The following is a 26,574-nucleotide window of genomic DNA, read 5'->3' on the forward strand; positions in this document are numbered from 1 at the left end:
CCGGAGGGCAAGCGATGGCGATGGAAGCGACGGCCGTGGACAGCGGCCCTGCGCCCTATTTCAACGAGATCCTGTCCCGCGCCGCGATCCTCGTGATCGACGACGAAGAGGGGATGCGGCACTTCCTGGGCCGGTCGCTGGGCCGGCGCTGCCGCCGCGTCGATCTGGCCGCCGATACCGATCAGGCGCAGGCCCTGCTGGCCGCGGGCCATTACGACGTGGTGATCCTCGACAACATCATGGCCGACCGCCGCGGGGTGGACTGGCTGGCCGCGCAGCGCGCCTCGGGGCTGGTGCCGCCGGCGATCCTGATCACCGCCTATGCCGATCTGGAAACCGCGATCCTCGCCCTGCAGGCGGGGGCCTCGGATTTCGTGCTGAAACCCTTCCGGTCGAACCAGATCCTGAACGCCGTCGCCCGCTGTCTGGAACGCGCCCGGCTGGAGCGCGAGAACCACGTGTTGCGCCATCAGCTGCGCGCCACCGACGACCACATCCTGCTGCGCGACCGGCTGATAGGGGAAAGCGCCGCGATCCGGGACATCCGCGACATGATCATGCGGGTGGCGCCGCTGCCCTCCTCGGTGATGCTGACCGGGCAATCCGGCACCGGCAAGGAGGTGGCGGCGCGGATGATCCACGAACTGTCGCCCCGCGCCGACCGGCCCTTCGTGCCGGTCAACTGCGCGGCAATCCCCGCCGACATGGTGGAAACCGAACTTTTCGGCCACATCAAGGGCGCCTTCACCGGCGCACATCAGAACCGCGAGGGCCTGTTCACCCATGCCAGGGGCGGCACGCTGCTGCTGGACGAGATCGGCGAGCTGCCGCTGCCGATGCAGGCCAAGCTGTTGCGGGTGCTGGAGGATCGGCGCATCCGCCCGCTGGGGGCCGAACGCGAGGTGGCGGTGGACGTGCGGCTGATCTTCGCCACCAATGCCGACCTGGACCGGGCGGTGGGCGAAGGGCGGTTCCGGCCGGACCTGCTGTACCGGCTGAACGTGCTGACGATCCACATGCCGCCTTTGGCCGAGCGGGGCGAGGATGTGCAGGATCTGGCCGACCTGTTCATGGCCAAGCTGTCGCGCCAGCTGGGGATGCCCGCGGTGGCGATCACCCCCGAGGTGCGGGCCGATTTCGCCGCCTATCACTGGCCGGGCAATGTCCGCGAATTGCGCAACACCATCGAGCGCGCGCTGATCCAGGGCCGGTTCGCCGCCCTGTCGCAACCCCGGGCCGGCGCCGACGAGGCGCTGCAGGGCTCGCTGGCCGAGATCGAGCGCCGGGCGATCCTCGCCGCACTGGCGGCTTGCGAGGGCGACCGAGAGGCGGCGGCGGCGCGGCTCGGCATCTCGCGCAAGACCATCGACCGCCGGCTGCAGGACTGGCATGGCTGAGGCCGGCATGGCGGGGGCGGAGCCCGCGGCGTCGGGGCGGCCCGGCTGGCGCGGTCCCTGGCGCGGGTCGATCCGCCACCGGCTGCTGGCGATCGCGCTGCTGCCGACGCTGGTGATCCTGCCCGCGCTGCTCGGCGTGACGATGGTGCGCTGGTCGGCGAAATTCGACGACCTGCTGATCACCAAGGTCAACAGCGACCTGACGGTGGCGCGGCAATACCTGACCCGCATCCTCGAGACGAATGGCGACCAGATTGCGGCGCTCGGCCAGTCGGTCGCCTTCGCCACCGCGCCCGACCTGCCCGCGCTGCTGGACCGGCGGCGGCGCGAGATGGGGCTGGACTTCCTGCTGCTGGTGCCGCCCGGCCCGGGCGGTGGGCCGCTGGCCGACACCGCCGAGGTGCGGCTGGCGGCGGCGGGGCAGGTGGCGGCGGGGCAGGCCGCGACCGGCATCGGCATCATGGCGGGGGCGGATCTGGCGCGGCTGTCGCCGGACCTAGCCGAGCGGGCGCGGCTGGCGCTGGTGCCCACGCCCAATGCCCAGCCCACCCGCCGCAGCGCCGAGGATCGCGGCATGCTGATCGTGTCGGCCGTGCTGGTCGCGGCGCGGTCCGGGGCGGGTATGGATGCGGGTATGGACGGGGGGACTGCCGTTCTGGCGGGCGGGGTGCTGCTGAACCGCAATCTCGGCTTCATCGACACGATCAACGACCTCGTCTACCGCGCCGGCAGCCTGCCCGAGGGCAGCGAGGGCACGGCGACGCTGTTCCTCGACGATGTCCGCATCTCGACCGATGTGCGCCTGTTCGAGGATCGCCGCGCGCTCGGCACCCGGGTCTCGGCCGAGGTGCGGCGGAAGGTGCTGGAGGGCGGCGAGACCTGGCTCGACCGCGCCTTCGTGGTCAACGACTGGTATATCTCGGCCTATGAGCCGATCCGCGACCGCGCCGGCAGCCCGATCGGGATGCTCTATGTGGGATTTCTCGAGGCGCCCTTCGCCGCGGCGAAACGGGCGACGATCTGGCTGGTCCTGCTGGGCTTCGCGGGTGTCACCGCGGTGTCGATCCCGGTTTTCCTGCGATGGGCGCAGGGCGTGTTCCGCCCGCTGGAGAAGGTGACCGACACCATCGCGCAGGTCGAGGCGGGGCGGATGGAGGCGCGCACCGGCGTCACCGACCGCGGCGACGAGGTGGGGCGGGTGGCGAGCCATCTCGACCACCTGCTGGACCTGCTGCAACAGCGCGACCGCGAACTGCGCCGCTGGAACGACGAACTGAACGCCCGGGTCGAGGACACGACGCGCAAGCTGCTGCTGTCGGAAAAGCTCGCCACCATCGGCGAGATCACCGCCTCGGCCGCGCATGAGATCAACAACCCCGTCGCGGTGATCCAGGGCAATCTGGACCTGCTGCGCGACATCCTTGCCGATGCGGGCGTGACGGCGGAGACGGAACTGCGGCTGATGGACGAACAGGTGCAGCGGATCAGCCGCATCGTGGACCGGCTGCTGCAATTCGCCCGGCCCGAGGAATATGCCGGCTGGACCGCCCGCACCGATCCGCGCGACGCGCTGTCGGATTGCCTGCCGCTGGTGCGGCACATGCTGACGCGGGCGGGGGCGGTGCTGCGCGCCGACGGGCGATCCAGCCGGCAGGTGCTGATGAACCGGGTGGAACTGCAGCAGGTGCTGGTCAACCTGATCGTCAATGCCATCAACGCCATGCCCGCGGGCGGCGAGGTCCTCGTCGTCAGCCGCAACGCGGACCGGGAGGGCGCGCCGGGGGTCGAGATCGCGGTCGAGGATCAGGGCACCGGCATGGCGCCCGAGGTGCTGGACCGGATCTTCGAGCCCTTCTACACCACCCGCGGGCAGGCGGGGGGCACGGGGCTGGGACTGTCGGTCTGCCGCACGCTGGTGGAACGGCAGGGCGGCATGATTTCGGCCGCCAGCCGCCCGGGGCAGGGCAGCCGCTTTGCCCTCTGGCTGCCCGAGGCGCGCTGACGCCGGGCTCCGCTTGCCGGACAGGCTGTCCCCGCGCCTGCGACAAATTGTCCGATCCGGTCCCTGGAAAGCCCCGCCTTTGCCCGGAAAAGCGCCCTGCGGCGGTCTGGCACGATCTGCGCATAAGAAAGGGGAGCGAGCCTTCCGGTGCCGGAGGAGTGTCGCCGTCCGTCGGGCGGGGCATGGCCAGCGGAAGGTCCGTCACAATCGCCCCGGCGAGGGGATGGGAGGGACATATGACATCAGTGATCGAAGGCTATTCCGGCGGCGCGCCCGGCTTCCTGGACCGCGAGCGGATCATCGCCAAGCCCGGCTTCAACCGCTGGCTGGTGCCGCCGGCGGCGCTGGCCATCCACCTGTGCATCGGCATGGCCTATGGCTTTTCGGTATTCTGGCTGCCGCTGACCAACGCCATTTCCGGCCCCGTGCCCGACAGCTGCGGCGGGATGGGCCTGTTCACCGCGCTCTTCACCACGCAATGCAACTGGCGCATCGCCGATCTGGGCTGGATCTACACGCTGTTCTTCGTGCTGCTCGGCTGTTCGGCGGCGATCTGGGGTGGCTGGCTGGAACGGGTGGGGCCGCGCAAGGCGGGCTTCGTCTCGGCCTGCTGCTGGTGCGGCGGCATCGCCATCGGCGCGGTGGGGGCGATGACGCATCAGCTGTGGCTGATGTGGCTGGGCCTCGGCGTGATCGGCGGCATCGGTCTGGGGCTGGGCTACATCTCGCCGGTCTCGACGCTGATCAAGTGGTTCCCTGACCGGCGCGGCATGGCGACCGGCATGGCGATCATGGGTTTCGGCGGCGGCGCGATGGTGGGCTCGCCGCTCGCACAGCGGCTGATGGAGCATTTCCGGTCGGATCAGGGGCCGGGCGTCTGGCAGACCTTCCTGGTGATGGCCTCGATCTACCTGCTGTTCATGATGGCCGGATCGTTCGGCTATCGCATTCCGCCGGCGGGCTGGCGGCCCGAGGGCTGGACCCCGCCGGCGGCCTCGCGCAACACGATGATCACCCAGCATCACGTGCATCTGCGCGACGCGCACAAGACGCGGCAGTTCTGGCTGATCTGGATCGTGCTCTGCATGAACGTCTCGGCCGGGATCGGCATCCTCGGGGCGGCCTCGCCCTTGCTGCAGGAAATCTTCGCGGGGCGGCTGATCGGCCTGCCGGAGCTGAGCTTTGCCGAGCTGAACGCGGACCAGAAGATCGCCATCGCGGGCATTGCCGCGGGCTTCACCAGCCTTCTGTCGCTGTTCAACATCGTCGGGCGGTTCTTCTGGGCCTCGATGTCGGACAAGCTGGGCCGCAAGAACACCTATTTCGCCTTCTTCATCATCGGCATCATCCTTTATGCCTCGGCGCCGACTTTCGCGCAGATGGGCAACCAGCTGCTGTTCGTCGCGGCCTTCTGCATCATCCTGTCAATGTATGGCGGCGGCTTCGCCACCATCCCCGCCTATCTGGCCGACATCTTCGGCACCCAGTTCGTCGGCGCGATCCACGGGCGGCTGCTGACCGCCTGGGCCACGGCGGGGATCCTCGGGCCGGTGGTGGTGAACTACATCCGGCAGTTCCAGATCGACCGCGGCCTGACCGGGGCGGATGCCTATTCCGCCACGATCTACGTGCTGTGCGGGATGCTGGTCATCGGCCTGATCGCCAACGCGCTGGTGCGGCCGCTGGACGAGAAGTGGTTCATGCCGGCCAGCGAGGTGGCGGCGCTGCAGGCGCGTTCGGCCTCGGCCGATGCGCGGGTCGAGCACGGCTCCTTCGGGATCGACAAGGGCCGCTTCGACCTGATGACGGCGCTGGCCTGGGCCGGGGTCGGGATCCCGGTGCTGTGGGGGGCCTGGTACACGCTGGTGAAGACCGCGGCCCTGTTCTGACCCCGGATGTGACGCGCCGCCCCCGCCCGGCCGGCGGGGGCGGACGATCCGGGGCCGGTCCCGCGCGACGATAGACGTTTTCAATCGTTTCACGGGATTTGCGATTGGAACTCGCAGCGACAGCGGCGCTATACTGGCCGCAGGAGACAGACATGACCATACACCCAGGGCCGGTGTCCGTGCACGCGCAGACCGTGGCGGACATCCTCGAACGGCACCAAGGCCAGGAGGGCGCGCTGCTGCCGATCCTCCATGACGTGCAGGAGGCGGTGGGCTTCATCCCGCCCGACGTGCTGCCGCAGATCGCGCGGGCGCTGCTGATCTCGGATGCCGAGATCCATGGCGTCGTGACCTTCTACCACGACTTCCGGCAAGCCCCCGCCGGCCGCCACGTCCTGCGCCTCTGCCGGGCCGAGGCCTGTCAGGCGATGGGCGGCGAGGCGCTGGCGGATCACGCGCGCGAAAGGCTGGGGATCGACTGGCACGAGACAACCCCCGACGGGCGGGTGACGCTGGAGCCGGTCTTCTGCCTGGGGCTCTGCGCCTGCGGACCGGCGGCGATGGTCGATGACCGTCCGGTGGCCCGGCTGGATGCCGCGGCGCTGGACCGGCTGGTCGGGGGGATGGGCTGATGCGGATCTATGTGCCGCTCGATGCGGCGGCGCGCGCGCTCGGCGCCGATGCGGTGGCCGAGGCCGTCCGCCGCGAGGCTGCGGCCCGGGGCCGCGATGTCACCGTGGTCCGCAACGGCTCGCGCGGGATGATCTGGCTGGAACCGCTGGTCGAGATCGTCACCGATCTGGGGCGCATGGCCTTCGGCCCGCTGACGCCCGAGGATGTGCCCGCGCTCTTCGACGCGCCGGACAGCCATCCCAAGGCCTTGGGCCTGACCGAGGAACTGCCCTGGATGGTGCGGCAGACGCGGCTGACCTTCGCCCGCGTCGGCGTGATCGACCCGCTGTCGCTGGCCGAATACGAACTGCATCACGGGCTGCGCGGTCTGCGCCGGGCCTTGCAGATGACGCCGGCCGAGGTCGTGCAGGAAGTCACCGAGTCCGGCCTGCGCGGCCGGGGCGGGGCAGGGTTCCCGACCGGCGTGAAGTGGAAGACCGTCCACGATGCCCCCGGCCCGCGGAAATACATCGTCTGCAATGCCGACGAGGGCGACAGCGCCACCTTCGCCGACCGGATGCTGATGGAAGGCGACCCCTTCACCCTGATCGAGGGCATGGCCATCGCCGGCATCGCCGTGGGCGCGGACATGGGCTATGTCTACATCCGTTCCGAATATCCCGATGCTATTGCGCAGATGCGCAAGGCGATCGCCGTGGCCCGGGCCGCGGGCCTGCTCGGCCCGCAGGTGCTCGGTTCCGGCCATGCCTTCGACATGGAGGTGCGCGTCGGCGCCGGGGCCTATGTCTGCGGCGAGGAGACGAGCCTGCTCAACTCGCTGGAAGGCAAGCGCGGCACGGTGCGGGCCAAGCCGCCGCTGCCGGCGCTGCAGGGCTTCATGGGCCGGCCGACGGTGGTGAACAACGTGATCTCGCTGGCGTCGGTGCCGGTGATCATGGATCGCGGCGCGGCCTTCTACCGCGACTACGGGCTCGGCCGGTCGCGGGGCACGATGGCGCTGCAACTGGCGGGCAACGTGCGCTTCGGCGGGCTGTTCGAGACGGCCTTCGGCCTGACGCTGGGCGAGATCGTCGACGGCATCGGCGGCGGCACTGCCAGCGGCCGCCCGGTCAAGGCGGTGCAGGTGGGCGGGCCGCTGGGCGCCTGGTTCCCGCGCGCCCTGTTCGACACGCCCTTCACCTATGAGGACTTCGCCGCGGCGGGCGGGCTGATCGGCCATGCCGGGCTGACGCTGGCCGACGACCGGACCGACATGCTGCGCATGGCGCGTTTCGCGATGGAGTTCTGCGCCATCGAAAGCTGCGGCAAATGCACCCCTTGCCGCATCGGCGCCGTGCGCGGGGTCGAGACGCTGGACCGGATCGGGCGCGGCGACGGCGCGGCGGTGCCGCTGCTGACCGACCTGTGCGAGACGATGAAGGCCGGGTCGCTCTGCGCGCTCGGCGGCTTCACCCCCTATCCGGTGCTGTCGGCGCTGCGCCACTTCCCCGAGGATTTCACCGCGACCCACAAGGAGGCCGCAGAATGAAAGACTTCATCCTTCCCGACGACCGCGACATGGGCACCCCGGCCAGCCGGTCGAAGACGATGGTGACGCTGGAAATCGACGGCTTCCCCGTCACCGTTCCCGAAGGCACCAGCATCATGCGCGCGGCGGCGGAGGCGGGCATTTCCGTGCCGAAGCTCTGCGCCACCGACAGCGTCGATGCCTTCGGCTCCTGCCGGCTGTGCCTGGTGGAGATCGAGGGCCGCAACGGCACCCCGGCCAGCTGCACCACGCCCGTCGCGCCGGGACTGAAGGTCCACACCCAGACCGGCAAGCTGAAACAGCTGCGCCGCGGGGTGATGGAGCTGTACATCTCGGACCACCCGCTGGACTGCCTGACCTGCGCCGCCAACGGCGATTGCGAATTGCAGGACATGGCCGGCGCGGTCGGCCTGCGCGACGTGCGCTATGAGGCGGTGGATACCCATTTCCAGCCCCGCGACGCCGCGGGCGGGGCCAATCCGCAATGGCTGCCCAAGGACGAGTCGAACCCCTATTTCACCTATGACCCGTCGAAATGCATCGTCTGCAGCCGCTGCGTCCGCGCCTGCGAAGAGATACAGGGGACCTTCGCGCTGACCATTTCCGGCCGGGGCTTCGACAGCCGCGTGCATGCCGGTCTGGCCGATGACAGCTTCCTGACCTCGGATTGCGTCAGCTGCGGCGCCTGCGTGCAGGCCTGCCCCACCGCCACCCTGACCGAGAAATCGGTGATCGAGATCGGCACGCCCGAACGCAGCGTGATCACCACCTGCGCCTATTGCGGCGTCGGCTGCCAGTTCAAGGCCGAGCTGCGCGGGGATGAGCTGGTGCGGATGGTGCCGTGGAAGCATGGCAAGGCCAATCGCGGCCACAGCTGCGTCAAGGGACGCTTCGCCTGGGGCTATGCCACCCATCGCGACCGCATCCTCAGCCCGATGATCCGCGACCGCATCGACGAGCCCTGGCGCGAGGTCAGCTGGGAGGAGGCGATGACCTTCGCGGCCGACCGGATGCGCGCCATCCAGGACCGGCACGGGCGCCAGTCGATCGGTGTCATCACCTCCAGCCGCTGCACCAACGAGGAAACCTATCTGGTGCAGAAGCTGGCTCGCGCCGTCTTCCGCAACAACAACACCGACACCTGCGCCCGCGTCTGCCATTCGCCCACCGGCTATGGCCTCGGCCAGACCTATGGCACCAGCGCCGGCACGCAGGATTTCGACAGCGTCGAACAGTGCGACGTGGCGGTGGTGATCGGGGCCAACCCGCATTCCGGCCACCCGGTCTTCGCCAGCCGCCTGAAGAAGCGGCTGCGTCAGGGCGCGAAGCTGATCCTGATCGACCCGCGCCGGACCGAGATGCATGACGGCCCGCATTTCCGCGCGGCCCATCACCTCGCGCTGAAGCCCGGCACCAATGTCGCCGTGGTCAGCGCGCTGGCGCATGTGATCGTGACCGAGAAGCTCTATGACGAGGCCTTCATCCGCAGCCGCTGCGACTGGGACGAATTCCAGGACTATGCCGAGTTCATCGCCGATCCGCGCCACAGCCCCGAGGCGGTGGAACCGCTGACCGGCGTTCCGGCCGGGGAAATGCGGGCGGCGGCGCGGCTTTATGCCGGGGCGGGCAATGGCGCGATCTACTACGGGCTGGGCGTGACCGAGCATTCGCAGGGGTCGACCACCGTCATCGGCATCGCCAACCTCGCCATGCTGACCGGCAATATCGGCCGGCCCGGCGTGGGGGTGAACCCGCTGCGCGGCCAGAACAACGTGCAGGGCTCCTGCGACATGGGCAGCTTCCCGCATGAGCTGCCGGGATACCGTCACGTCAAGAACCCCGAGGTGCGGGCGATCTACGAACGCGTCTGGGGCGTCGAGATCGACCCCGAGCCGGGCCTGCGTATCCCGAACATGCTGGACGCGGCGGTGGAGGGCAGCTTCAAGGGCCTCTACTGCCAGGGCGAGGACATCCTGCAATCCGATCCCGACACGCAGCATGTGGCGGCGGCGCTGGCGGCGATGGACTGCGTCATCGTCCATGACCTGTTCCTGAACGAGACGGCGAATTACGCGCATGTGTTCTTCCCCGGCTCGTCCTTCCTCGAAAAGGACGGCACCTTCACCAATGCCGAACGCCGCATCAACCCGGTCCGCCGGGTGATGGCGCCGAAGCAGGGGCTGGCCGACTGGGAAGTGACCCAGATGTTCGCCAACACGATGCTGAAGGCCGCGGGGGCGCCGGAATGGCACTATGCCCACCCGTCCGAGATCATGGACGAGATCGCGGCGACCACCCCCAGCTTCGCGGGGGTCAGCTTCGACCGGCTGGACCGGCTGGGCTCCATCCAGTGGCCTTGCAACGATGCCGCGCCCGAAGGCACGCCGATGATGCATGTCGAAGGCTTCGTCCGCGGCCGCGGCCGGTTCATCCGCACCGAATATGTCGCCACCGACGAACGCAGCGGGCCGCGCTATCCGCTGCTGCTGACCACCGGGCGGATCCTGTCGCAATACAATGTCGGCGCGCAGACAAGGCGCACCGCGAACGTGGCCTGGCATGCCGAGGACGTGCTGGAAATCCATCCGCACGATGCCGAAACCCGCGGCATCCGCGACGGGGACTGGGTGCGGCTGGCCAGCCGGTCGGGCGAGACGACGCTGCGCGCCGAGATCACCGACAAGGTCAGCCCCGGCGTGGTCTATACCACCTTCCACCACCCCGAGACGCAGGCCAATGTCATCACCACCGACTATTCCGACTGGGCGACGAACTGCCCGGAATACAAGGTGACGGCGGTGCAGGTGGCCCCGTCGAACGGGCCGAGCGACTGGCAGAAGAGCTATCAGGAACAGGCCGACCTCGCCCGCCGCATCCTGCCCGCCGCGGAATAGGGCGGCGAGGGAAGCGACCCGCCCCGGCCGGTCCGGGGCGGCGCTGCGGCACGGCGAGGCGCGATGGACTGCGCCAGGGGGAACGGGGACATGACGACATCGGGCGGCGACAAGATCATCCGCATGGCCAACCAGATCGCGACCTTCATGGCCTCGCGCTCGGGCGGCGGGGCGGAGGCAGCCGAAGGGCTGGCGGCGCATATCAACGACTTCTGGGAACCCCGGATGCGCCGGCAGCTGTTCGAGCTGATCGACGCCGAGGCGGCCGGGTTCGAGCCCCTGGTCCGCGAGGCGGCCCCGCATATCCGCCGCCCGGCCGAAACGGCCTGAGCCTTCGCGGGAGCTGCCGGCCCGGGCGACGATGCGCCCGGGCCGGCTGTGGTCTTACATCTTCGGCAGCAGCACGGTGTCGATGACGTGGATCACGCCGTTCGACTGCTTGACGTCGGCGATCGTGACGGTGGCGGTGTTGCCCATCTCGTCCTCGATCATGATCTTGCCGTCCATCTCTTTCGCGGTGAAGGTGCAGCCGCCCACGGTCGAAACCGGGTGCGCGCCGCCGTCATCGGCGATCATCTTCGACACATCGGCGGCCATCGCATTGGCGGCGACCACGTGGCAGGTCAGGATCTTGACCAGCTGATCCTTGTTCTCGGGCATCAGCAGCGTCTCGACGGTGCCGGCCGGCAGCTTGGCGAAGGCTTCGTTGGTGGGGGCGAAGACGGTGAAGGGGCCTTCGCCCTGCAGCGTCTCGACCAGGCCCGCGGCCTGCACGGCGGCGACGAGCGTGGTGTGATCGGCCGAGTTCACCGCGTTCTCGACGATGTTCTTGTCCTCGTACATCGCGGCACCACCCACCATCGGGTTTTCGGCGAAGGCCGGGGCCGCGGCAAGGGCGAACAGGGCGGCGGCATAGGCGGTCAGATGCATCTGGGTTCCTCCGGTTGGACGCGGGGACCGTCCCCGCGAGCAACCAGAGATACGGAGGGTCGGGCGGATCGGTTGCACAGGAGCCATGAAATATTTGTTACAGGGCAAATCTTTGCCGGACGATCTTCAACCAGAGTCTCACAAGGGGATCGCACCGCCGCGGCCCCGGTTGGGCCGCGCGGTGTCATGTCCGGTTCCGTGCCTCGCGCCGGGCCGGGCGATGCCCGGCGCCGCCGTCAGGGGGCGGAACGCGCCCCCTCCGCGATCCCGGCCGCGGCCTCTGCCGTGACCTCGACCGAGGCGATGACCGGACCGTGCGGCTGGCCGGGCGGCGCACCGCCCGCGGGTTCGAGGCTGACCGCCAGCAGGGTCCCCGCCGGCAACTCTCCTGTCGTTACGGCAAGACGGCGGTCCCGGATCAGTCCCTGCGGTTCGGGCGTGCCGCCGGGGCGGACCACCCACAGCTGATAGTCCTGGCCGGGCGACGGCTCCGGCCCCTCGGCCAGCGCCAGCGTCAGCCTGCCCTCGGCGCCCTCCAGCTCGGCGATGAAATGCGGGCCGTCCCCCTCTGCCGCGGCGAGGTCGAGCATCACCGGGCCCGGCGTCGGCAGCAGCGCGATCAGCACCCCCGCCGCAAAGGCCGTGCCCAGCCCCAGCCCGATCAGCATCGGCCGCAGCCGTCGCCGCCAGCCGCGCGCCACGGGTTCGGGTGCCTGCACCCCCCACAGTCGCGTCTCGATCCGGGCCAGCATGTCCGGCGGTGGCGCGGCCGGCTCATAGGCATCGGCCAGGGGCGCCAGACGCTCTTCCCACAGCGCGACCTGCGCGGCAAAGCCCGCATCGGTGCGGGTCCGCGCGGCCGCGACCAGCCGTTCGGTGCGGGGCAGCGTCCCCAGCACGTATTCGGCGGCCAGCGCCTCGTCGTGATCCATCTCGTCCGTGCCCGACATCGCGCCCGTCATTCCGCGAGGCACTCCTTCAGTTTCATCAGGCCCCGCCGCAGCCAGGACCGCATCGTGTTCATCGGCACGCCGAAGCGCCGCGACAGCGCCTCGTAGGACTGCCCGTCCAGATAGGCGCCGCGCACCGCCGCCGCGCGGTCCGCATCGAGCCGCGCCATGCAATCCGCGATCCGCCGCGCCTCGCCCGCCGCGATCGCCGCCGCCTCGGGCGTGGCGCCGGGGCCGGGCATCTGCGCCAGCGCGGCGTCATCCTCGACAAGGTCGGGACGGGCGCGCAGCCGGTCGATGCAATGGTTGCGCATCACCGCGATCAGCCAGGTCATGCCGCGCGCCCGGGCGGGGTCGAAGCGATGGGCCCGCGACCAGACCCGGACGAACACCTCCTGCAGCGCATCCTCGGCCTCGCCGCGATGGCTGAGCATACGCAGCGCGATGCCGAATAGTTTCGCCGAACTGTTTGCGTGAAGCTCGCGAAAGGCGGCGCGGTCGTTCCGTGCCACGCGCAGGATCAGGGCGCCGATCGGGTCGTTGTCCGGGGAAGGGGTGGAATCCGGCCGGCCATGATCGCCGCGTCCGCCCCTGTGGGCGGGCGTTTCCACCATTGTCATCCGGCCGACTCCCTCATGTTCCGAGGTGCAGATAGGCGGCGTCGGGGAAAGGGCAAGCGCTGCGGCGCAGCCCCGTCCGGCCCGGCCCTCCGCCGTTGACGCCGCGCGCCGCCTCTGGCATCCCGCCGGGGTCAGAGGAAGAAGTCATGAACCTGTTTTCCGATATCCGCGCGCTGGTCGTCGACACGCTCGGCCAGATGGCCGCCGAGGGCGCGCTGCCCGCCGGGCTCGACCTGTCCGCCGTCGCAGTAGAGCCGCCGCGCGATCCCGCCCATGGCGACATGGCGACCAATGCCGCGATGGTGCTGGCCAAGCCCGCAGGCCAGCCGCCCCGCGCCATCGCCGAGGCGCTGGCCGCACGACTGGCCGCCGATCCGCGCCTGACCGCGGCCGAGGTGGCGGGGCCGGGCTTCCTGAACCTGCGCCTCGATCCCGCGGAATGGCAGCGGGTGGTGCGGGCGGCGCTGGCGGCGGGACCGGAGTTCGGCCGTTCCCACATCGGCGCGGGCCAGAAGGTGAACGTCGAATTCGTCTCGGCCAACCCGACGGGGCCGATGCATGTGGGCCATACCCGCGGCGCGGTCTTCGGCGACGCGCTGGCGAACCTTCTGGATTTCGCGGGCTTCGCGGTGACGCGGGAATACTACATCAACGACGGCGGCGCGCAGGTCGATGTGCTGGCGCGGTCGGCCTATGAACGTTACCGCGAGGCGAACGGGCTGGAGCCCGAGATCCGCGAGGGGCTTTATCCCGGCGATTACCTGATCCCGGTGGGCGAGGCGCTGAAGCAGACCTACGGCACCGCGCTGCTGGACAAGCCGGAATCGGAATGGCTGGTCACGGTGCGCAACTTCGCCACCCACCGGATGATGCAGATGATCCGCGAGGATCTGGCGCTGCTGAACGTCACCATGGATGTCTATTCCAGCGAGAAGGCGCTCTATGGCACCGGCCGGATCGAGGCGGCGCTGGACCGGCTGCGCGAGATGGGGCTGATCTACGAGGGCGTGCTGGAACCGCCCAAGGGCAAGACCCCCGAGGATTGGGAGCCGCGCGAACAGACGCTGTTCCGGTCCACCGCGCATGGCGATGACGTGGACCGCCCGGTGAAGAAGTCGGACGGCAGCTGGACCTATTTTGCCCCCGACATCGCCTATCACTACGACAAGGTCGAACGCGGCTTCGACATGCTGATCGACGTTTTCGGCGCCGACCATGGCGGCTATGTGAAGCGGATGAAGGCGGCGGTGGCGGCGCTGTCGGGCGGGCGGGTGCCGCTCGACATCAAGCTGATCCAGCTGGTGAAGCTGTGGAAGAACGGCGAGCCCTTCAAGATGTCGAAGCGGGCGGGCACCTTCGTCACCCTGCGTGACGTGGTGGAACAGGCGGGGGCCGACGTCACCCGCTTCGTCATGCTGACGCGCAAGAACGATGCCGCGCTGGATTTCGACTTCGACCGGGTGCTGGAACAGTCGAAGGACAACCCGGTCTTCTATGTGCAATATGCCCATGCCCGGGTCTGTTCGGTGCTGCGCCGCGCGGCCGAACAGGGGATCGCCGCCGATGACGCGACCCTGGCCGCGGCCGACCTGTCGCGGAACGGGCACGAGTCCGAGATCGCGCTGGCGAAGAAGATCGCGGAATGGCCGCGTCTGGTGGAAATCGCCGCCCGTTCGAACGAGCCGCATCGGGTGGCCTTCTACCTGTACGAGCTCGCCTCCGACCTGCATTCGCTGTGGAACCGGGGCAATGAGGACACCTCGCTGCGCTTCCTGCAGGAGGATGTGGCGGTCTCGCAGGCGAAAATCGCCCTTGCGCGGGCCGTGGCCGTTGTCATTTCCGCAGGTCTTGGTATCCTTGGCGTCACTCCGGCAGAGGAAATGCGCTGACCAACAGGCGCGCCCTGTCACCCGAGGGGCGCCGCGGCGCCGCCGGGCGGAGCGAGCAGGCAGCAAGGCGGCAGCCCGCGGCGATCCGCGGCGACAAGGCCGCCCGAAGGGCGAGGCATGGCGGCGGACGGGCGGTTTTTCGGCACGGACCAGCAAGCGGGCGCGGCAGGCGGTGACGCGGCCGGCGCATCCGGTGCGCGGGGCTCGCGCGACTATCGCGGGCTGATCCGGCGCGGTCCGGTCACGGATCACGGGCGGGACGGTCGCTGGCAGGACGATCACGGGCACGACGATCAGGGCCACGGCGATCACGGGCCGGACGGCTACGGCCAGCACGATCACGGTCGGCACGATCCCCGCTGGGACGAGGCCGGGGGCGACGATCCCGCGGCCTATGCCCAGGACTATGCCCGCTGGGCCGAACATGGCCCGGGTCAGGCGGCGAGCCAGTATCACGACGATGAGGCGGACTGGCAGGCGGGCGAGGATCCCGCCGCGGCGCAGGGCATGGCGGGCCATCTGGCCGACCGGATCCGGCGGCGCGCGCAGCAGGCGGTGAACGGCGCGGGCGCGCTGACCTCGCTGGCGCTGGTGATCGGACTCGGGGTCTGGGGCTACAAGCTGGCGATGCGCGACGTGACCGGCATCCCGGTGATCGCCGCGATCGAGGGGCCGGCGCGGGTGGCGCCGGAAAATCCCGGCGGCGAACTGGCCCAGCACCGGGGCCTTGCGGTCAATACGGTGGCGGCGGTGGGCGAGGCGGCGGAAACCGCCGACCGGCTGACGCTGGCGCCCCAGCCGGTGGCGCTGACCGACGAGGATCTGCCGATGGCGGAACTGGGCAGCGCGCTGCCGCCCGCGACCGGCCAGCTTGCGCCGGTGGAGGGGCCGACGCAGCTTGCCGCCCAGAAGGTGCCGCCCGAACCGCTGCCCGACGACCCGGCCGAGCCGATCCTCGATGCCGCGCTGGCCGAGGCGCCGGTGGTCGAGGGGATCGAGGGCGCGCTGGCGGTGGCGATGGCCACGATCCCGGCCGATGTGCCGGGCGTCGCGCGGTCGCTGCGCCCGCAGCCGCGCCCCCAGGGCGACCTGCCGGATGCACTGGCGATGGCGGCGGCGGAACCGGTGATGGCCAGCTACACCGATGTGGACCCCGCGACGCTGGAGGCCGGCGCGCGGCTGGTCCAGCTTGGCGCCTTCGACACCGAGGCCGAGGCGCGCGGTGAATGGGACCGGCTGGCGCTGGAATTCGGCTCGCTCTTGCAAGGCAAGGGACGGGTGATCCAGCCCGCCGAAAGTGCGGGGCGGGCCTTCTTCCGGCTGCGGGCCAGCGGTTTCGCGGATCTGGCCGATGCGCGGCGCTTCTGCGCGGCGCTGGTCGATCAGGACGCGCATTGCATTCCGGTGCAGGCGCGCTGATGCCCCGGACCGCCGGCGCCACCATCTTCGGTCTGGCCGGGCCGGACCTGTCGGCCGATGAAACCGCCTTCTTCCGCGAGGCGGACCCCTGGGGCTTCATCCTCTTCGCGCGCAATATCGCGACGCCGGCGCAGGTGCAGCGGCTGACCTCCAGCCTCAGGGCGGCGGTGGGGCGCGAGGCGCCGGTCTTCGTCGATCAGGAGGGCGGGCGGGTGCAGCGGCTGCGCCCGCCGCACTGGCGCGACTGGCTGCCGCCCCTGGACCAGATGGCCCGCACGGCGGACCCGGAGGCCGGTGCGCGCGCCATGTGGCTGCGGCACCGGCTGATCGCCGCGGAATTGCGGGCCGCGGGGATCGACGCGAATTGTGCGCCCTGCTGCGACGTGGCGGGCGAGGCCACCCATCCCTTCCTGCGCAACCGCTGTTTCGGCATCGATCCGGTGACGGTCGCCCGCGCCGCGCGCGCCGCGGCCGAGGGGCTGCTGGCGGGGGGCGTGCTGCCGGTGGTCAAGCATATCCCCGGCCACGGCAGGGCGACCGCGGACAGCCACCTGTCGCTGCCGCGCGTCGCGGCGGCGCGGGACGAGCTGATGGCGGACATCGCCCCCTTCGCCGCGCTGGCGGACCTGCCGATGGCGATGACTGCGCATGTGGTCTTCGACGGGATCGACCCCGAGCGGCCGGCCACCACCTCGCCCGAAGCCGTGGCGCTGATCCGGGGCGAGATCGGGTTCGGCGGCCTCCTGATGACCGACGATCTGGGGATGCAGGCGCTGGCGGGCGGTTTCGCCGACCGCGCCGGGGCCGCGCTGGCCGCGGGCTGCGACGTGATCCTGCACTGTTCCGGCACCATGGACGAGATGGAGGCGGTCGCCGAGGCGGCGGGCCGGCTGGCCCCCGGGGCCGCCGCCCGCGCCGCCGCGGCGCTGGCCCGCCGCCACCCGCCCGAGCCGGTTGACATCGCGGCGCTGGAGCGGGAATTCTCGGCGCTTGTTTCCGGCGCATGAGGGCACACGCGATGGCCGCCACCGGGGCCGACGACTGGGACGGGATGACGCCCGAGCGCGTGGCCGAACGCCGCGCGGCCGAGGCGCTGATCGTCGATGTGGACGGGTTCGAGGGGCCGCTCGACCTGCTTCTGACCCTGTCGCGGACCCAGAAGGTGGACCTGCGCCGCATCTCGGTGCTGCAGCTGGCCGAACAGTATCTGTCCTTCGTGGACCGGGCCAAGGCGCTCAGGATCGAACTGGCCGCCGACTATCTGGTGATGGCGGCCTGGCTCGCCTTCCTGAAATCCAGGCTGCTGCTGCCGCCCGACCCGGCCGAGGCCGGACCCTCGGCCGAAGACCTCGCCGCGCATCTGGCCTTCCAGCTGGAACGGCTGGCCGCGATGCGCGAGGCGGCGGCCCGGCTGATGGCGCGCGACCAGAAGGGGCGCGACTTCTTCGCGCGCGGCGCGCCCGATGACCGCGGCGTGGTGCGGCATGTGCGCTGGACCGCCTCGCTGCTGGACCTGATGCAGGCCTATGCCCGCATCCGCACCAAGGACGAGTTCCGCCCCTTCGTGATGGACCGGCACCATGTCTACACGATGGACGAGGCGCTGGACCGGATGCGCGGGCTGATCGGCTTTGCCGGCGACTGGACGGATCTGGCCAGCTATCTGCCCGAGGGCTGGACCGCCGATCCCGCCCGCCGCCGGTCCGCCACCGCCGCCACCTTCGCCGCGACGCTGGAACTCGCCAAGCGGGGGCTGGTCGAGCTAAGACAGTCCGAGACCTTCGCGCCCATCTCGATCCGCCGGAAAGACCCGTGACCGAACAGGAACGCTCGCTTTTCGAGGCGCCCCCCATCGCCGAACAGGAACGGATGGTGGAGGCGATCCTCTTCGCCTCGCCCGAGCCGGTGACGGTGGCGGAACTGGAACGGCGGATGCCGCATGGCTGCGATCCGGCCGAGGCGCTGGCCTATCTGCGCCGCCGCTATGAGGGCCGGGGCGTGCGGGTGGTGCGGGTGGGCGACGGCCATGCCTTCCGCACCGCGCCGGACCTCGGCCACCTGATGGCGCGCGAGGTGGTGGAGACGCGCAAGCTGAGCCGCGCGGCGATCGAGACGCTGGCGATCATCGCCTATCACCAGCCCGCCACGCGGGCCGAGATCGAGGAGATCCGCGGCGTCGCCGTCAGCCGCGGCACCATCGACCAACTGATCGAGATGGAGTGGATCCGCTTCGGCCGCCGCCGGATGACGCCGGGCCGGCCCGTCACCTTCGTGGTGACCGAGGCCTTCCTCGACCATTTCGGGCTGGAAAGCGCCCGCGACCTGCCGGGGCTGAAGGAATTGCGCTCGGCCGGGTTGCTGGACAACCGACCGCTGCCCGGCGCGATGGGGCGGGGGCCGGATGCCGACGATCCCGATGGCGACGAGGCGCCGGGGCAGACGGAGCTGTTCGAGGATTGAGGCCCGGGCGACGAGGGCCCGGGGGAAAACGCGCCCGCCGGCGCCGCGCCGGATTGCGCAACCGCCCGCCGCCCCCCATCTTCGCCGCTGGATGCGAAAGGACGATTCCATGAACCTGAACAGGCTGATCGACATGGTCGTGGGCAGCGTGATGAAGCGGATGGTGAACCGCGGCGTCGATGCGGGCTTCGACTACATGTCGGGGAAGAAGGGCAAGGGCGCGCCCACCGCCGCGCCGGGCAAGCCCGCGCCCGCGCAGAAGGGGCAGCGCGATCTGGTGAAGAAGGCCCGCGCCGCCGCCCGCGTCTCGCGCAAGCTGCGCTGAGGGGGCAGGGGGCCGGTCCGGCCCCCGCCGCGCGTCAGAACTTGAAGCCGACGCTCAGGTCGTAGGTCGCGTCTTCGCTGTCGCCATCGGTGACGCCGCCCTGCACATAGGCACCCTGCCAGAAGGTGTAATCCGCCGAAACGCCGTAGAGCGTGCTTTCCCGCCCGTCCTCGCGCGCGGTGACGAAGCTGCCGGTGACGGAAACGGGGGTGGAGGGCCGCCAGGTGCCATAGGCGGTGAAGGCCTCGATATCGCCCGGATTTTCCAGGTTCGACCAGTAGAGCCCGCCCTCGATCGGGCCGTTGCCCGCCTTGGCGCCCAGGATCACGCTGGTGCCCGAGGCATGGTCGTCGCTTTCGACCTGTTCGGCCCCGGCCGACAGCGTCACCGCCCCCAGATGCCAGGCGGCGGCGACGTCGAGGACCTTGGTCTGTTCGTCGGCGAACTGATGCGCGGACCCCGCCAGATCGACATTGCCGAGGGTGGTGTCATAGCGCAGGCCCCAGGGCGTCTTGCCGCCGAAGAGGTAATGGCTGCTGACGAGGCTGGAGGTCAGCTGCCCGTAGCCGAGGTCCAGATAGCGCGACCCGCCGAGCGCGGGGATGTCCATGAAATCGTCCAGCGCGGCGCGCGGCACGCCGGCCCGGATCTCGCCATTGCCGACCTTCAGCCGCAGCGCGCCATAGGCGGCGGTATCGGCCCCCGCCTCGCCGGTGTCATAGCCGGTCATCCCGATCTCGAAGCCGATGCCGGCACCGGGCGCCATATAGCCCAGCATGAAGTCGCCGAAGAGGATCGTGTCATCCTCGTCGGTGGTCTTCAGCAATTCGTATTCGATCACGCCCTCATGGCTGAAGCCGCTGCTGCCCGCGCCATGCCGGCCCCAGGTTACGCCGCCGCCGGTCTGGCCGCCGCCGCCCGATACGGGCGCCGGGTCATAGCCGAAGCTCGCATCGGCGGGGGCAAAGCCCGCAGGGCCGGGCACGGTCTGATAGCCGCGGGCGGGATCGTAGCCGACCACGGTCTGCGCGATGGCGGCGGAACCGATGACGCCGGTCAGCACGGCAGCGATGCCCGCGCGGCGGGGGAAAGCCTGTCTCATTGCTCGTCCTCGAAACGTTTCTTGATGTGCCGGGGTCCGGCCACCGGCCTTTGCCGGCCGGCATTGCCCGCGATCATACCCCACATCTGGCGGGGATGCATCACGCAAACATCAACTTTTCGTGGGACTCGCCTTGGGTTGCGGTTCGTCGCGCCGGGGGCCGTCAGCGACCCGGCGCGGTCACTCGACGCCCGGCACCCGCTTCAGATAGGCCGCCACCGCCAGCCGGTCCTCGGGCGGCAACTGCGCGAAATTCGCGACGACCAGCGCCATATGACCACCGGCGCTGTCGAAATCGGGGGTGAAGCCGGAATTCAGATATTCGGCGATCTCCTCCACCGACCAGTCCAGCCCGGCAGGGGTGATGTTCGGCACCCGGCCGCCGCCCTCCAGCGGCGCGCCGGCCAGCCAGCGGTCGCGGTCCATCCCGCCGAGGCTGTCGCGCGGGGTGTGGCATTCGCCGCAATGGCCGAGCGCCTCGACCAGATAGCGGCCGCGCTCTTCCTCGGGCGTCAGGTCGCCCGCCACCACCCAGTCCCGGTCCAGATACAGCATCTTCCACCCGCCCAGCACCTGCCGCCGGTCGAAGGGGAAGGACAACTCATGCGGGGCCGAGGGCGTGTCGGCCGGCGGCAGGGTCATCAGATAGGCATGCAGGTCCGCCACGTCCTGCAGCGTGGCCTTGGCATAGCTGGCATAGGGGAAGGCGGGGTAATAGTGCTGCCCCCCGGGCGAGGTGCCGAGGGTCATGGCATTGGCCAGGTCGCCAAAGCTCCAGCCGCCGATGCCGGCCTGCGGATGGGGGCTGATGTTGGGCGCGACGAAGGTGCCGAATTCGGTGACGAAACGCTGCCCGCCCGACAGGACCGGCGCCGACTCGCCCGATCCGCCCACCGCCTCGGGCGCGACATGGCACGAGGCGCAGCCCCCCGCATGGAACACCGCCTCGCCGCGCGCCGCATCGCCGGTGATCCCCGCCAGATCGGCCCGCTCGACGGTCTGGGGCCGGGTGATCCACAGCCCGAGGGCGACGATGGCGGCGATCAGGACCAGGAGGGTCAGCAGGCGGCGGAGCATCGGGACATCCTTGCGTGGCGGGGCGCCCGGGCTGCGGGGCGAGGCTTGCTGCCCGGACGGTGCCGCAGGTGCCGCGGCGCGGCAACCGTCCTGCCCGGCGATCACGAAAGCTTGAGCGGCGCGCCCTCCCGCCCGTTCAGGGCCGCGCCAGCCCGCCGCGATGCGCGCCCGCGTCCATGGTCAGCGCCGCGGGCCACAGCCCCAGCCATTCCACCGCCGCAAGGCCCAGGCAGACCGCCACCACCGCAAAGACCAGCGCCACCCGCCGGGCCGAGGGCGGATGCCGCGCCCATTTCGCCGCCCGCAGCAGCCAGATCGTGTTCATGCCGCATCCCCGCCCGGAAAGCGCACCTTGCCGATATAGGGCAGGTTGCGGTTCCTTTGCGCATAGTCGATGCCGTAGCCCACCACGAATTCGTCGGGGATCTCGAACCCCGTCCATGTGGCGCGGATCGGCACCTCGCGCCGCGCCGGCTTGTCCAGCAGCGCGCAGACCTCGATCCGCTTCGGATTGCGCGCGCGCAGCAGGGTCAGCACATGGCTGAGCGTGAAGCCGGTATCGACGATATCCTCGACCAGCAGCACATCCTGCCCCTCGATGCCCGAGCGCAGGTCCTTGAGGATGCGGACCTCGCGGCTCGACTGCATCGCATTGCCATAGGAGGAGGCCTCGAGGAAATCGACCTCCACCGGCAGGTCGATCTCGCGCACCAGATCGGCGATGAACACGAAGGATCCGCGCAGCAGCCCCACCACCACCAGCCGGTCGGTGCCGGCGAAGGCGCGGGTGATCTCTTTTGCCAGCGCCTCGACCCGGGCGGCGATGGTCTTGGCCGAGATCATCTCGTCGATGACATAGCCCGGTCCCGCTGCGGGTGCCGGAGCGGCTGCGGGTTCGGGTGCCGGATGGTTGTCCGGGGCGGCGTCGGTCATGGTTTCCCCTTGAATGCCCGGGGCGTTTCTACGACATGGGACCGGAACAGTCACGCAAGAGCCGACCGCGGCCCGATGCCCCCGATGCCCGGCCTCCCGATGCCCGGCGATGACGACAGACGATCGCGACGGTCGCACCGGCAGGGACAGTCGCACCGGCAGGAAGGAGCCGCGCAGGATGCCGACCCATTCGGAGACCCGGGCGCTGCCCTATACGGCGCAGCAGATGTACGACCTCGTGGCCGATGTCGCCCGCTATCCCGAATTCCTCCCCTGGAACTCTGCCGCGCGCATCCGCTCGGTCACCCCGCGCGCCGACGGGGCCGAGGTGATGGAGGCGGATCTGGTGATCTCGTTCAAGGTCTTCCGCGAGAAGTTCGGCAGCCGCGTCGTGCTGTGGCCCGCCGAGAAGCGGATCGAGACCGAATATCTGGACGGGCCGTTCAAATACATGAAATCCGACTGGCGCTTTGCCGACCGGGCCGATGGCGGGTCGGACGTGTCCTTCTTCGTCGATTTCGAGATGAAGAACGCCATCCTGCAGCGGGTGGTGGGCGTCGTCTTCGGCGAGGCGATGGGCCGGATCGTGCGCGCCTTCGAGGCGCGGGCGAAGGTGCTGTACGGCCCCGGCGGCGGCGCGGCCTGACGGCGGACCCGAAAGCGCGGGCCAGCCCACCGTGCCGGGCGAAGAGGCGGGGGGCCAGCCCCCCGCACCCCCCGGGATATTTGCGCCGACAAGAAGGACAGGCGCGCGGGGAAGGTTGGGGGCAGGGGCCGCGCTTGCCTCGGGCGGGCGCAGCCGCTATGTCAGGCCCCTGAACGTCAGACCGGACCCCGACCATGCGCGCCGAAATCCAGAACACCTGCGAAGCGATCCGCAAGTCGCTGAAACTGCTCGCCCAGCGGATGGACTGGGACACGGCGCCGCATCGTCTGGAAGAGATGAACGCCATGATCGAGGATGGCGACATCTGGAACGATCCCGCCCGCGCGCAGAAGCTGATGCGCGACCGGCAGGTGCTGATGGACAAGGTCGAGACCTACCGCCGCATCGACAGCGGCCTGTCCGACAATGTCGAGCTGATCGAACTGGGCGAGGCCGAGGGCGATGCCGAGATCATCGCCGATGCCGAGGCGAGCCTGAAGGCGCTGGCCGAGCTTGCCGCCGCGAAGGAGCTGGAGGCGCTGCTCGACGGCGAGGCGGATGGCAACGACACCTTCCTCGAGATCAACTCGGGCGCGGGCGGCACCGAAAGCTGTGACTGGGCCGCGATGCTGGCGCGGATGTATGTCCGCTGGGCCGAGAAGAAGGGCTACAAGGTCGAGCTGCAGTCCGAAAGCCCGGGCGAGGAGGCGGGGATCAAGTCCGCCGCCTACAAGATCTCCGGCCCCAATGCCTATGGCTGGCTGAAATCGGAATCGGGCGTGCACCGGCTGGTGCGGATCTCGCCCTATGACTCGGCGGCGCGGCGGCACACCTCTTTCTGTTCGGTCTGGGTCTATCCGGTGGTCGACGACAATATCGAGATCGACATCCCCGACCGCGACATCCGCATCGACACCTACCGTTCGTCCGGCGCCGGCGGCCAGCACGTCAACACCACCGATTCCGCGGTGCGGATCACCCACCTGCCCACCAATATCGTCGTCACCTCGTCGATGAAGTCGCAGCACCAGAACCGCGAACAGGCGATGAACGCGCTGCGCGCGCGGCTCTATCAGCTGGAACTCGACCGCAGGAATGCCGAGATCAACGCCCAGCACGAGGCGAAGGGCGAGGCGGGCTGGGGCAACCAGATCCGCAGCTATGTGCTGCAGCCCTACCAGATGGTGAAGGACCTGCGCACTGGGCACGAGACATCCGACACGCAGGGCGTGCTCGACGGCGATCTCGACGGGTTCATGGCGGCGACGCTGGCGATGGACGTGGCCGGCAAGAGCCGCGCCGAGGCGACGGCCGAGGACTGATCCCCGCGGCCGGGCTGTGGCGCGCGGGGCTGTGGCGGCGGCGGGGTTGGTCGGCAACCACAGTTGCGCTGGGGCGATGGCGGAGGGTCGATGCCGGGAACGGGGCCGCTGCGGGCAGGATGGCTGCGGACAGGCCGGCGGGAAACGGGTCCGGCGGCGGAGAATCGCGGAGGTCCGGCCGCCCGGCGGGCGGCCGGGCGGGCGGCGATGCCGGGCTTGGCGCTGCCCGGTCGACGGGATGGCTCGGCTTGCGGGACGCGGACCGATACCGGTGGCCGCTGCCGGTGGCTGTACCGCCCGCGGGGGGCCTGCCGGAATGAGACGGAGCATGCCTTGGGCCGGGGCCCGTTCGACCACAGGGGCGTCGGTGCCGGACATCGATCATGCGCCGGTGCGACCAGGTGCGCCGCAGGGCGTCTGCCGCGGCATCCTTGCTGGCGGTGCGGACGAGGGCGGATTGACGGGGCGTGACACGAGAGGGGAGCGGCGATGGCAAGGCTGCATGATGGCGACACACCCGTCCCTCCGCCGCCCCGCGCGCTGATCGTCGCGCATGGCCAGCCCTCCGACCCCGGCCCGGCCGAGGCGGTCTTGGCGGCATTCGCCGGGCGCGTGGCCGGGCATCTGGAAGGGTGGCGCGTCGGCTCCGCCACGCTGGCGGCGCCGGGCGCGCTGGCCTCGGCGCTGGCGGATCTGGAGGCGGGCGGTCGCGACCACGCCGGTCTCGCAGGATCCGGCACCGATCCGGGGTGGGTCGGGGAGGCCGGTCCTGAAGGCGGCAGTTCTGAGGACGCCGGTCCCGAAGACGCGGGTCTTGAAGACCGCCATCCTGAAAAAGCGGGTGGCTGTGCGGCGGCCGGGAGCGGCCGGTCGGCGCTGGCCGGTCCGGCGGACCGAACCGGAGACGAGCCGCCCGGCCCGGTTTCTCGTGTGGACATACGCGACCCCGACGCGACGGAGGGCCGGTTCGGCGAGGATAGCCCGGACGGGGGCCGGTTCGGCCTCGAGGCAGACGACACCGACGCAGGTTGCGGGACGGCGGGCAACGTGAGGGTGGCCGGCGGGGGTGTTGCCGGCGGGGGCGCGGCCGATGGGGATCTGGCCGGCGAGGATATAGCCGGAGGGGGCGCGGCGGCGCAGCTCTCGGCAGACCGGACGCCGCCCGGTCGTGAACGAGAGGGACAGCGCCCGGACCCTGCCCCCTCCGGTCGCCTTGCGGCGGCCGCGGCCGGGAGCAAGGTGGCGGTTCCCAAGGGCGCCGATGCGCCGGATACGTCCCAAGGGTCCGACACCCCTCCGACGGCAGAAGGCCAGTCGCCCGCGACGGCCGGAAGCGCGTTCTCCGCGACAGGCGGGGACGATCCGCAGGACCTGCCGCCGGTCCTGATCTTCCCGATGTTCATGGCGGACGGCTGGTTCACCCGCAGCGAACTGCCCCGGCGGCTGGCCGAGGCGGGGCTGCCGCCGGCGCGGATGCACCTGCTCGCGCCCTTCGGCACCGATCCGGCGGCCATCGACCTGGCCGAGGCGGTGCTGCGCGCTGCCGTGGCCGAGCGCGGCTGGCGGCTGGCCGAGACGCATCTGCTGCTGGCGGCGCATGGCTCGTTCCGCAGCCCGGCGCCCGCGGCGGTGGCCCGGCGGGTCGCGCGGGTGCTGGTCGACCGGCTGCGCCCGGCAAGCCTCGCGACCGGCTTCATCGATCAGGCACCGCAGGTGGCGGCGATCGCGCGCGAGTGCCCGGCGCCGGCGCTGTGTCTGCCGTTCTTCGCGCTGGCGGGCGGCCATGTCGAGGAGGACCTTCCCGCCGCGCTGGCCTCGGCCGGGTTCCCGGGCACGCTGCTGCCACCGCTCGGGCAGGCGGAGGAGGCGCCCGCGCTGGTCGCCCGCGCCCTGCGGGCGGCGGTTGCGGCGGCGGGCGACCGGACCGGAGCGGGGCCGGAGGGCGCTGCTGACCGGTGACGGCGGGTGAGACTGCCGCGAGTGGCAGCGGCCAAGGGCCGGATCGGCCCGCGGACCGGAGCGGGCGGCCGCCGCGGGACGGCGGGCGAGGGACGGCACGACCGGGAGCGTCGGAGACCGCGGGGGGGCGACCGGGAGCGGGGCTGGTCCCGGCATCCCGCGGCGGGACCGGCAGCGGTGCCGCCGTCCGTGCCTTTGTCCTGCCGGAGCACCCGATCGGACACAGGAGACGCGCGGCGGGAAGGCGCGGGGCAGAGGTGGCGGGGTCAGACCTGTCGCCCGCCGGGTCCGGCTGTCCCGACTGCTGCCCGCCGCGATCCGCATCAGAACTCCTCCCAGTCGTCCTCGACCGCGGCGGTGGCGCCCCCCGGGATGGCCAGGCGCAGCCGGCCTCCGGGCGCAGCGCTTCCCGGGCGGAGTGGATGCGTTGCGGCCCGCACGAAGGGCACGGCGCCCGCGGGGTCGGGCGGAGGAGCGGCGCGCCGGTTGCCGCCGGCCGGATCCGTGGAGGCGGCGGCGAGATGCGGGCGGCCCGGGCCCCCGGGCCTTGCGCCGCGCTCGCCGGCCCGGCCGGCCACCGGCTGTCCTGCCGCGGCGCG

At 70.9% G+C, this 26,574-nt stretch carries 24 protein-coding genes and 1 pseudogene; 17 read left to right on the top strand and 8 right to left on the bottom strand.

Features of this window, described 5'->3' with window-relative positions:
- The first annotated feature begins 14 nt into the window (after positions 1-14).
- From EEY80_RS11910 to EEY80_RS11940, 7 genes are all read left to right on the top strand, one after another.
- On the top strand, positions 15-1,397 hold the full coding sequence (locus tag EEY80_RS11910; protein WP_235829815.1) for a sigma-54-dependent transcriptional regulator: 1,383 nt from the start codon (positions 15-17) through the stop codon (positions 1,395-1,397).
- Positions 1,390-3,399 (top strand): sensor histidine kinase, encoded by a 2,010-nt coding sequence (locus EEY80_RS11915; protein WP_235829816.1) that lies wholly within the window; start codon positions 1,390-1,392, stop codon positions 3,397-3,399. Before EEY80_RS11910 ends, EEY80_RS11915 begins: the two co-directional genes overlap by 8 nt.
- 236 nt (positions 3,400-3,635) lie before the next feature.
- A complete protein-coding gene (locus tag EEY80_RS11920) occupies positions 3,636-5,288 on the top strand; it encodes an OFA family MFS transporter (protein WP_126976786.1) in 1,653 nt (550 codons plus the stop codon).
- 152 nt (positions 5,289-5,440) lie between these two features.
- Positions 5,441-5,920, top strand: coding sequence for a formate dehydrogenase subunit gamma (locus tag EEY80_RS11925; RefSeq protein ID WP_126976787.1), 480 nt, complete (start codon positions 5,441-5,443; stop codon positions 5,918-5,920).
- The gene (locus EEY80_RS11930; RefSeq protein ID WP_126976788.1) at positions 5,920-7,449 is read left to right on the top strand and encodes an NADH-ubiquinone oxidoreductase-F iron-sulfur binding region domain-containing protein; all 1,530 of its coding nucleotides are present in this window, start codon (positions 5,920-5,922) and stop codon (positions 7,447-7,449) included. The genes EEY80_RS11925 and EEY80_RS11930 overlap by 1 nt, the downstream gene beginning before the upstream one ends.
- On the top strand, positions 7,446-10,343 hold the full coding sequence (fdhF, locus tag EEY80_RS11935; RefSeq protein WP_126976789.1) for a formate dehydrogenase subunit alpha: 2,898 nt from the start codon (positions 7,446-7,448) through the stop codon (positions 10,341-10,343). Before EEY80_RS11930 ends, fdhF begins: the two co-directional genes overlap by 4 nt.
- Before the next feature lie 90 nt (positions 10,344-10,433).
- Entirely contained in the window at positions 10,434-10,673 is a 240-nt protein-coding gene (locus EEY80_RS11940) for a formate dehydrogenase subunit delta (protein ID WP_205749099.1), read from the top strand.
- A gap of 54 nt (positions 10,674-10,727) precedes the next feature.
- On the opposite strand, the gene EEY80_RS11945 is transcribed toward EEY80_RS11940, so the two are convergent.
- The 3 genes from EEY80_RS11945 to EEY80_RS11955 all read right to left on the bottom strand — a co-directional run bounded on the left by EEY80_RS11945 (position 10,728) and on the right by EEY80_RS11955 (position 12,843).
- A complete protein-coding gene (locus EEY80_RS11945; RefSeq protein ID WP_126976790.1) occupies positions 10,728-11,273 on the bottom strand; it encodes a fasciclin domain-containing protein in 546 nt (181 codons plus the stop codon).
- Between the two features lie 236 nt (positions 11,274-11,509).
- A complete protein-coding gene (locus EEY80_RS11950; protein ID WP_126976791.1) occupies positions 11,510-12,235 on the bottom strand; it encodes an anti-sigma factor in 726 nt (241 codons plus the stop codon).
- On the bottom strand, positions 12,232-12,843 hold the full coding sequence (locus tag EEY80_RS11955) for a sigma-70 family RNA polymerase sigma factor (protein ID WP_235829817.1): 612 nt from the start codon (positions 12,841-12,843) through the stop codon (positions 12,232-12,234). Before EEY80_RS11955 ends, EEY80_RS11950 begins: the two co-directional genes overlap by 4 nt.
- Positions 12,844-12,989: 146 nt before the next feature.
- On the opposite strand from EEY80_RS11955, the gene argS reads away from it, so the two are divergent.
- The 6 genes from argS to EEY80_RS11985 all read left to right on the top strand — a co-directional run bounded on the left by argS (position 12,990) and on the right by EEY80_RS11985 (position 18,936).
- Complete coding sequence (gene argS, locus EEY80_RS11960; RefSeq protein ID WP_126976792.1) at positions 12,990-14,732, top strand: arginine--tRNA ligase; 1,743 nt, start codon at positions 12,990-12,992, stop codon at positions 14,730-14,732.
- Positions 14,733-14,849: 117 nt separating this feature from the next.
- On the top strand, positions 14,850-16,151 hold the full coding sequence (locus EEY80_RS11965) for an SPOR domain-containing protein (protein WP_235829818.1): 1,302 nt from the start codon (positions 14,850-14,852) through the stop codon (positions 16,149-16,151).
- Positions 16,151-17,158: a beta-N-acetylhexosaminidase gene (nagZ, locus tag EEY80_RS11970; RefSeq protein WP_126976793.1), complete on the top strand. Its 1,008-nt coding sequence runs from the start codon at positions 16,151-16,153 to the stop codon at positions 17,156-17,158. The genes EEY80_RS11965 and nagZ overlap by 1 nt, the downstream gene beginning before the upstream one ends.
- 11 nt (positions 17,159-17,169) lie before the next feature.
- A complete protein-coding gene (locus EEY80_RS11975; protein ID WP_235829819.1) occupies positions 17,170-17,967 on the top strand; it encodes a segregation and condensation protein A in 798 nt (265 codons plus the stop codon).
- Positions 17,968-18,020: 53 nt separating this feature from the next.
- Positions 18,021-18,611 carry an SMC-Scp complex subunit ScpB gene (scpB, locus tag EEY80_RS11980; protein ID WP_126976820.1) on the top strand — a complete coding sequence of 197 codons (591 nt, stop codon included), beginning with the start codon at positions 18,021-18,023 and terminating at the stop codon, positions 18,609-18,611.
- Between the two features lie 109 nt (positions 18,612-18,720).
- Positions 18,721-18,936, top strand: a complete 216-nt coding sequence (locus EEY80_RS11985; RefSeq protein ID WP_126976794.1) for a hypothetical protein — start codon at positions 18,721-18,723, stop codon at positions 18,934-18,936.
- Positions 18,937-18,970: 34 nt separating this feature from the next.
- On the opposite strand, the gene EEY80_RS11990 is transcribed toward EEY80_RS11985, so the two are convergent.
- From EEY80_RS11990 to hpt, 4 genes are all read right to left on the bottom strand, one after another.
- A complete protein-coding gene (locus tag EEY80_RS11990; RefSeq protein ID WP_126976795.1) occupies positions 18,971-20,038 on the bottom strand; it encodes a hypothetical protein in 1,068 nt (355 codons plus the stop codon).
- Positions 20,039-20,218: 180 nt separating this feature from the next.
- Positions 20,219-21,115 (bottom strand): c-type cytochrome, encoded by an 897-nt coding sequence (locus tag EEY80_RS11995; protein WP_126976796.1) that lies wholly within the window; start codon positions 21,113-21,115, stop codon positions 20,219-20,221.
- Positions 21,116-21,251: 136 nt separating this feature from the next.
- On the bottom strand, positions 21,252-21,440 hold the full coding sequence (locus EEY80_RS12000) for a hypothetical protein (protein ID WP_126976797.1): 189 nt from the start codon (positions 21,438-21,440) through the stop codon (positions 21,252-21,254).
- On the bottom strand, positions 21,437-21,958 hold the full coding sequence (gene hpt, locus EEY80_RS12005; protein ID WP_235829824.1) for a hypoxanthine phosphoribosyltransferase: 522 nt from the start codon (positions 21,956-21,958) through the stop codon (positions 21,437-21,439). The genes EEY80_RS12000 and hpt overlap by 4 nt, the downstream gene beginning before the upstream one ends.
- 268 nt (positions 21,959-22,226) lie before the next feature.
- Between hpt and EEY80_RS12010 the strand changes: the two genes are divergently transcribed.
- The 4 genes and pseudogenes from EEY80_RS12010 (at position 22,227) to EEY80_RS20105 (ending at position 25,975) form a co-directional block, all read left to right on the top strand.
- Positions 22,227-22,694, top strand: coding sequence for a type II toxin-antitoxin system RatA family toxin (locus EEY80_RS12010; protein WP_126976799.1), 468 nt, complete (start codon positions 22,227-22,229; stop codon positions 22,692-22,694).
- A gap of 194 nt (positions 22,695-22,888) precedes the next feature.
- The gene (gene prfB, locus EEY80_RS12015; RefSeq protein WP_126976800.1) at positions 22,889-24,016 is read left to right on the top strand and encodes a peptide chain release factor 2; all 1,128 of its coding nucleotides are present in this window, start codon (positions 22,889-22,891) and stop codon (positions 24,014-24,016) included.
- Positions 24,017-24,505: 489 nt separating this feature from the next.
- A pseudogene (locus tag EEY80_RS20465) lies at positions 24,506-24,727 on the top strand (hypothetical protein); the annotation flags it as partial.
- A 528-nt stretch (positions 24,728-25,255) separates the two neighbouring features.
- Positions 25,256-25,975, top strand: a complete 720-nt coding sequence (locus tag EEY80_RS20105) for a CbiX/SirB N-terminal domain-containing protein (RefSeq protein WP_164738232.1) — start codon at positions 25,256-25,258, stop codon at positions 25,973-25,975.
- A 323-nt stretch (positions 25,976-26,298) separates the two neighbouring features.
- On the opposite strand, the gene EEY80_RS20280 is transcribed toward EEY80_RS20105, so the two are convergent.
- On the bottom strand, positions 26,299-26,574 hold a 276-nt coding region (locus EEY80_RS20280; RefSeq protein ID WP_205749100.1), incomplete at its 5' end, for a hypothetical protein.

The sequence above is a fragment of the Frigidibacter oleivorans genome (assembly GCF_003993775.1).
GTDB classification, from domain to species: Bacteria; Pseudomonadota; Alphaproteobacteria; order Rhodobacterales; family Rhodobacteraceae; genus Frigidibacter; species Frigidibacter oleivorans.

Excerpts from the sequence above, each read along its gene's own strand:
- EEY80_RS11910 (WP_235829815.1), top strand. The coding sequence starts at position 15 with ATGGCGATGGAAGCGACGGCCGTGGACAGCGGCCCTGCGCCCTATTTC.
- EEY80_RS11915 (WP_235829816.1), top strand. The coding sequence starts at position 1,390 with ATGGCTGAGGCCGGCATGGCGGGGGCGGAGCCCGCGGCGTCGGGGCGG.
- EEY80_RS11920 (WP_126976786.1), top strand. The coding sequence starts at position 3,636 with ATGACATCAGTGATCGAAGGCTATTCCGGCGGCGCGCCCGGCTTCCTG.
- EEY80_RS11925 (WP_126976787.1), top strand. The coding sequence starts at position 5,441 with ATGACCATACACCCAGGGCCGGTGTCCGTGCACGCGCAGACCGTGGCG.
- EEY80_RS11930 (WP_126976788.1), top strand. The coding sequence starts at position 5,920 with ATGCGGATCTATGTGCCGCTCGATGCGGCGGCGCGCGCGCTCGGCGCC.
- fdhF (WP_126976789.1), top strand. The coding sequence starts at position 7,446 with ATGAAAGACTTCATCCTTCCCGACGACCGCGACATGGGCACCCCGGCC.
- EEY80_RS11940 (WP_205749099.1), top strand. The coding sequence starts at position 10,434 with ATGACGACATCGGGCGGCGACAAGATCATCCGCATGGCCAACCAGATC.
- EEY80_RS11945 (WP_126976790.1), bottom strand. The coding sequence starts at position 11,273 with ATGCATCTGACCGCCTATGCCGCCGCCCTGTTCGCCCTTGCCGCGGCC.
- EEY80_RS11950 (WP_126976791.1), bottom strand. The coding sequence starts at position 12,235 with ATGACGGGCGCGATGTCGGGCACGGACGAGATGGATCACGACGAGGCG.
- EEY80_RS11955 (WP_235829817.1), bottom strand. The coding sequence starts at position 12,843 with ATGACAATGGTGGAAACGCCCGCCCACAGGGGCGGACGCGGCGATCAT.
- argS (WP_126976792.1), top strand. The coding sequence starts at position 12,990 with ATGAACCTGTTTTCCGATATCCGCGCGCTGGTCGTCGACACGCTCGGC.
- EEY80_RS11965 (WP_235829818.1), top strand. The coding sequence starts at position 14,850 with ATGGCGGCGGACGGGCGGTTTTTCGGCACGGACCAGCAAGCGGGCGCG.
- nagZ (WP_126976793.1), top strand. The coding sequence starts at position 16,151 with ATGCCCCGGACCGCCGGCGCCACCATCTTCGGTCTGGCCGGGCCGGAC.
- EEY80_RS11975 (WP_235829819.1), top strand. The coding sequence starts at position 17,170 with ATGGCCGCCACCGGGGCCGACGACTGGGACGGGATGACGCCCGAGCGC.
- scpB (WP_126976820.1), top strand. The coding sequence starts at position 18,021 with ATGGTGGAGGCGATCCTCTTCGCCTCGCCCGAGCCGGTGACGGTGGCG.
- EEY80_RS11985 (WP_126976794.1), top strand. The coding sequence starts at position 18,721 with ATGAACCTGAACAGGCTGATCGACATGGTCGTGGGCAGCGTGATGAAG.
- EEY80_RS11990 (WP_126976795.1), bottom strand. The coding sequence starts at position 20,038 with ATGAGACAGGCTTTCCCCCGCCGCGCGGGCATCGCTGCCGTGCTGACC.
- EEY80_RS11995 (WP_126976796.1), bottom strand. The coding sequence starts at position 21,115 with ATGCTCCGCCGCCTGCTGACCCTCCTGGTCCTGATCGCCGCCATCGTC.
- EEY80_RS12000 (WP_126976797.1), bottom strand. The coding sequence starts at position 21,440 with ATGAACACGATCTGGCTGCTGCGGGCGGCGAAATGGGCGCGGCATCCG.
- hpt (WP_235829824.1), bottom strand. The coding sequence starts at position 21,958 with ATGATCTCGGCCAAGACCATCGCCGCCCGGGTCGAGGCGCTGGCAAAA.
- EEY80_RS12010 (WP_126976799.1), top strand. The coding sequence starts at position 22,227 with ATGCCGACCCATTCGGAGACCCGGGCGCTGCCCTATACGGCGCAGCAG.
- prfB (WP_126976800.1), top strand. The coding sequence starts at position 22,889 with ATGCGCGCCGAAATCCAGAACACCTGCGAAGCGATCCGCAAGTCGCTG.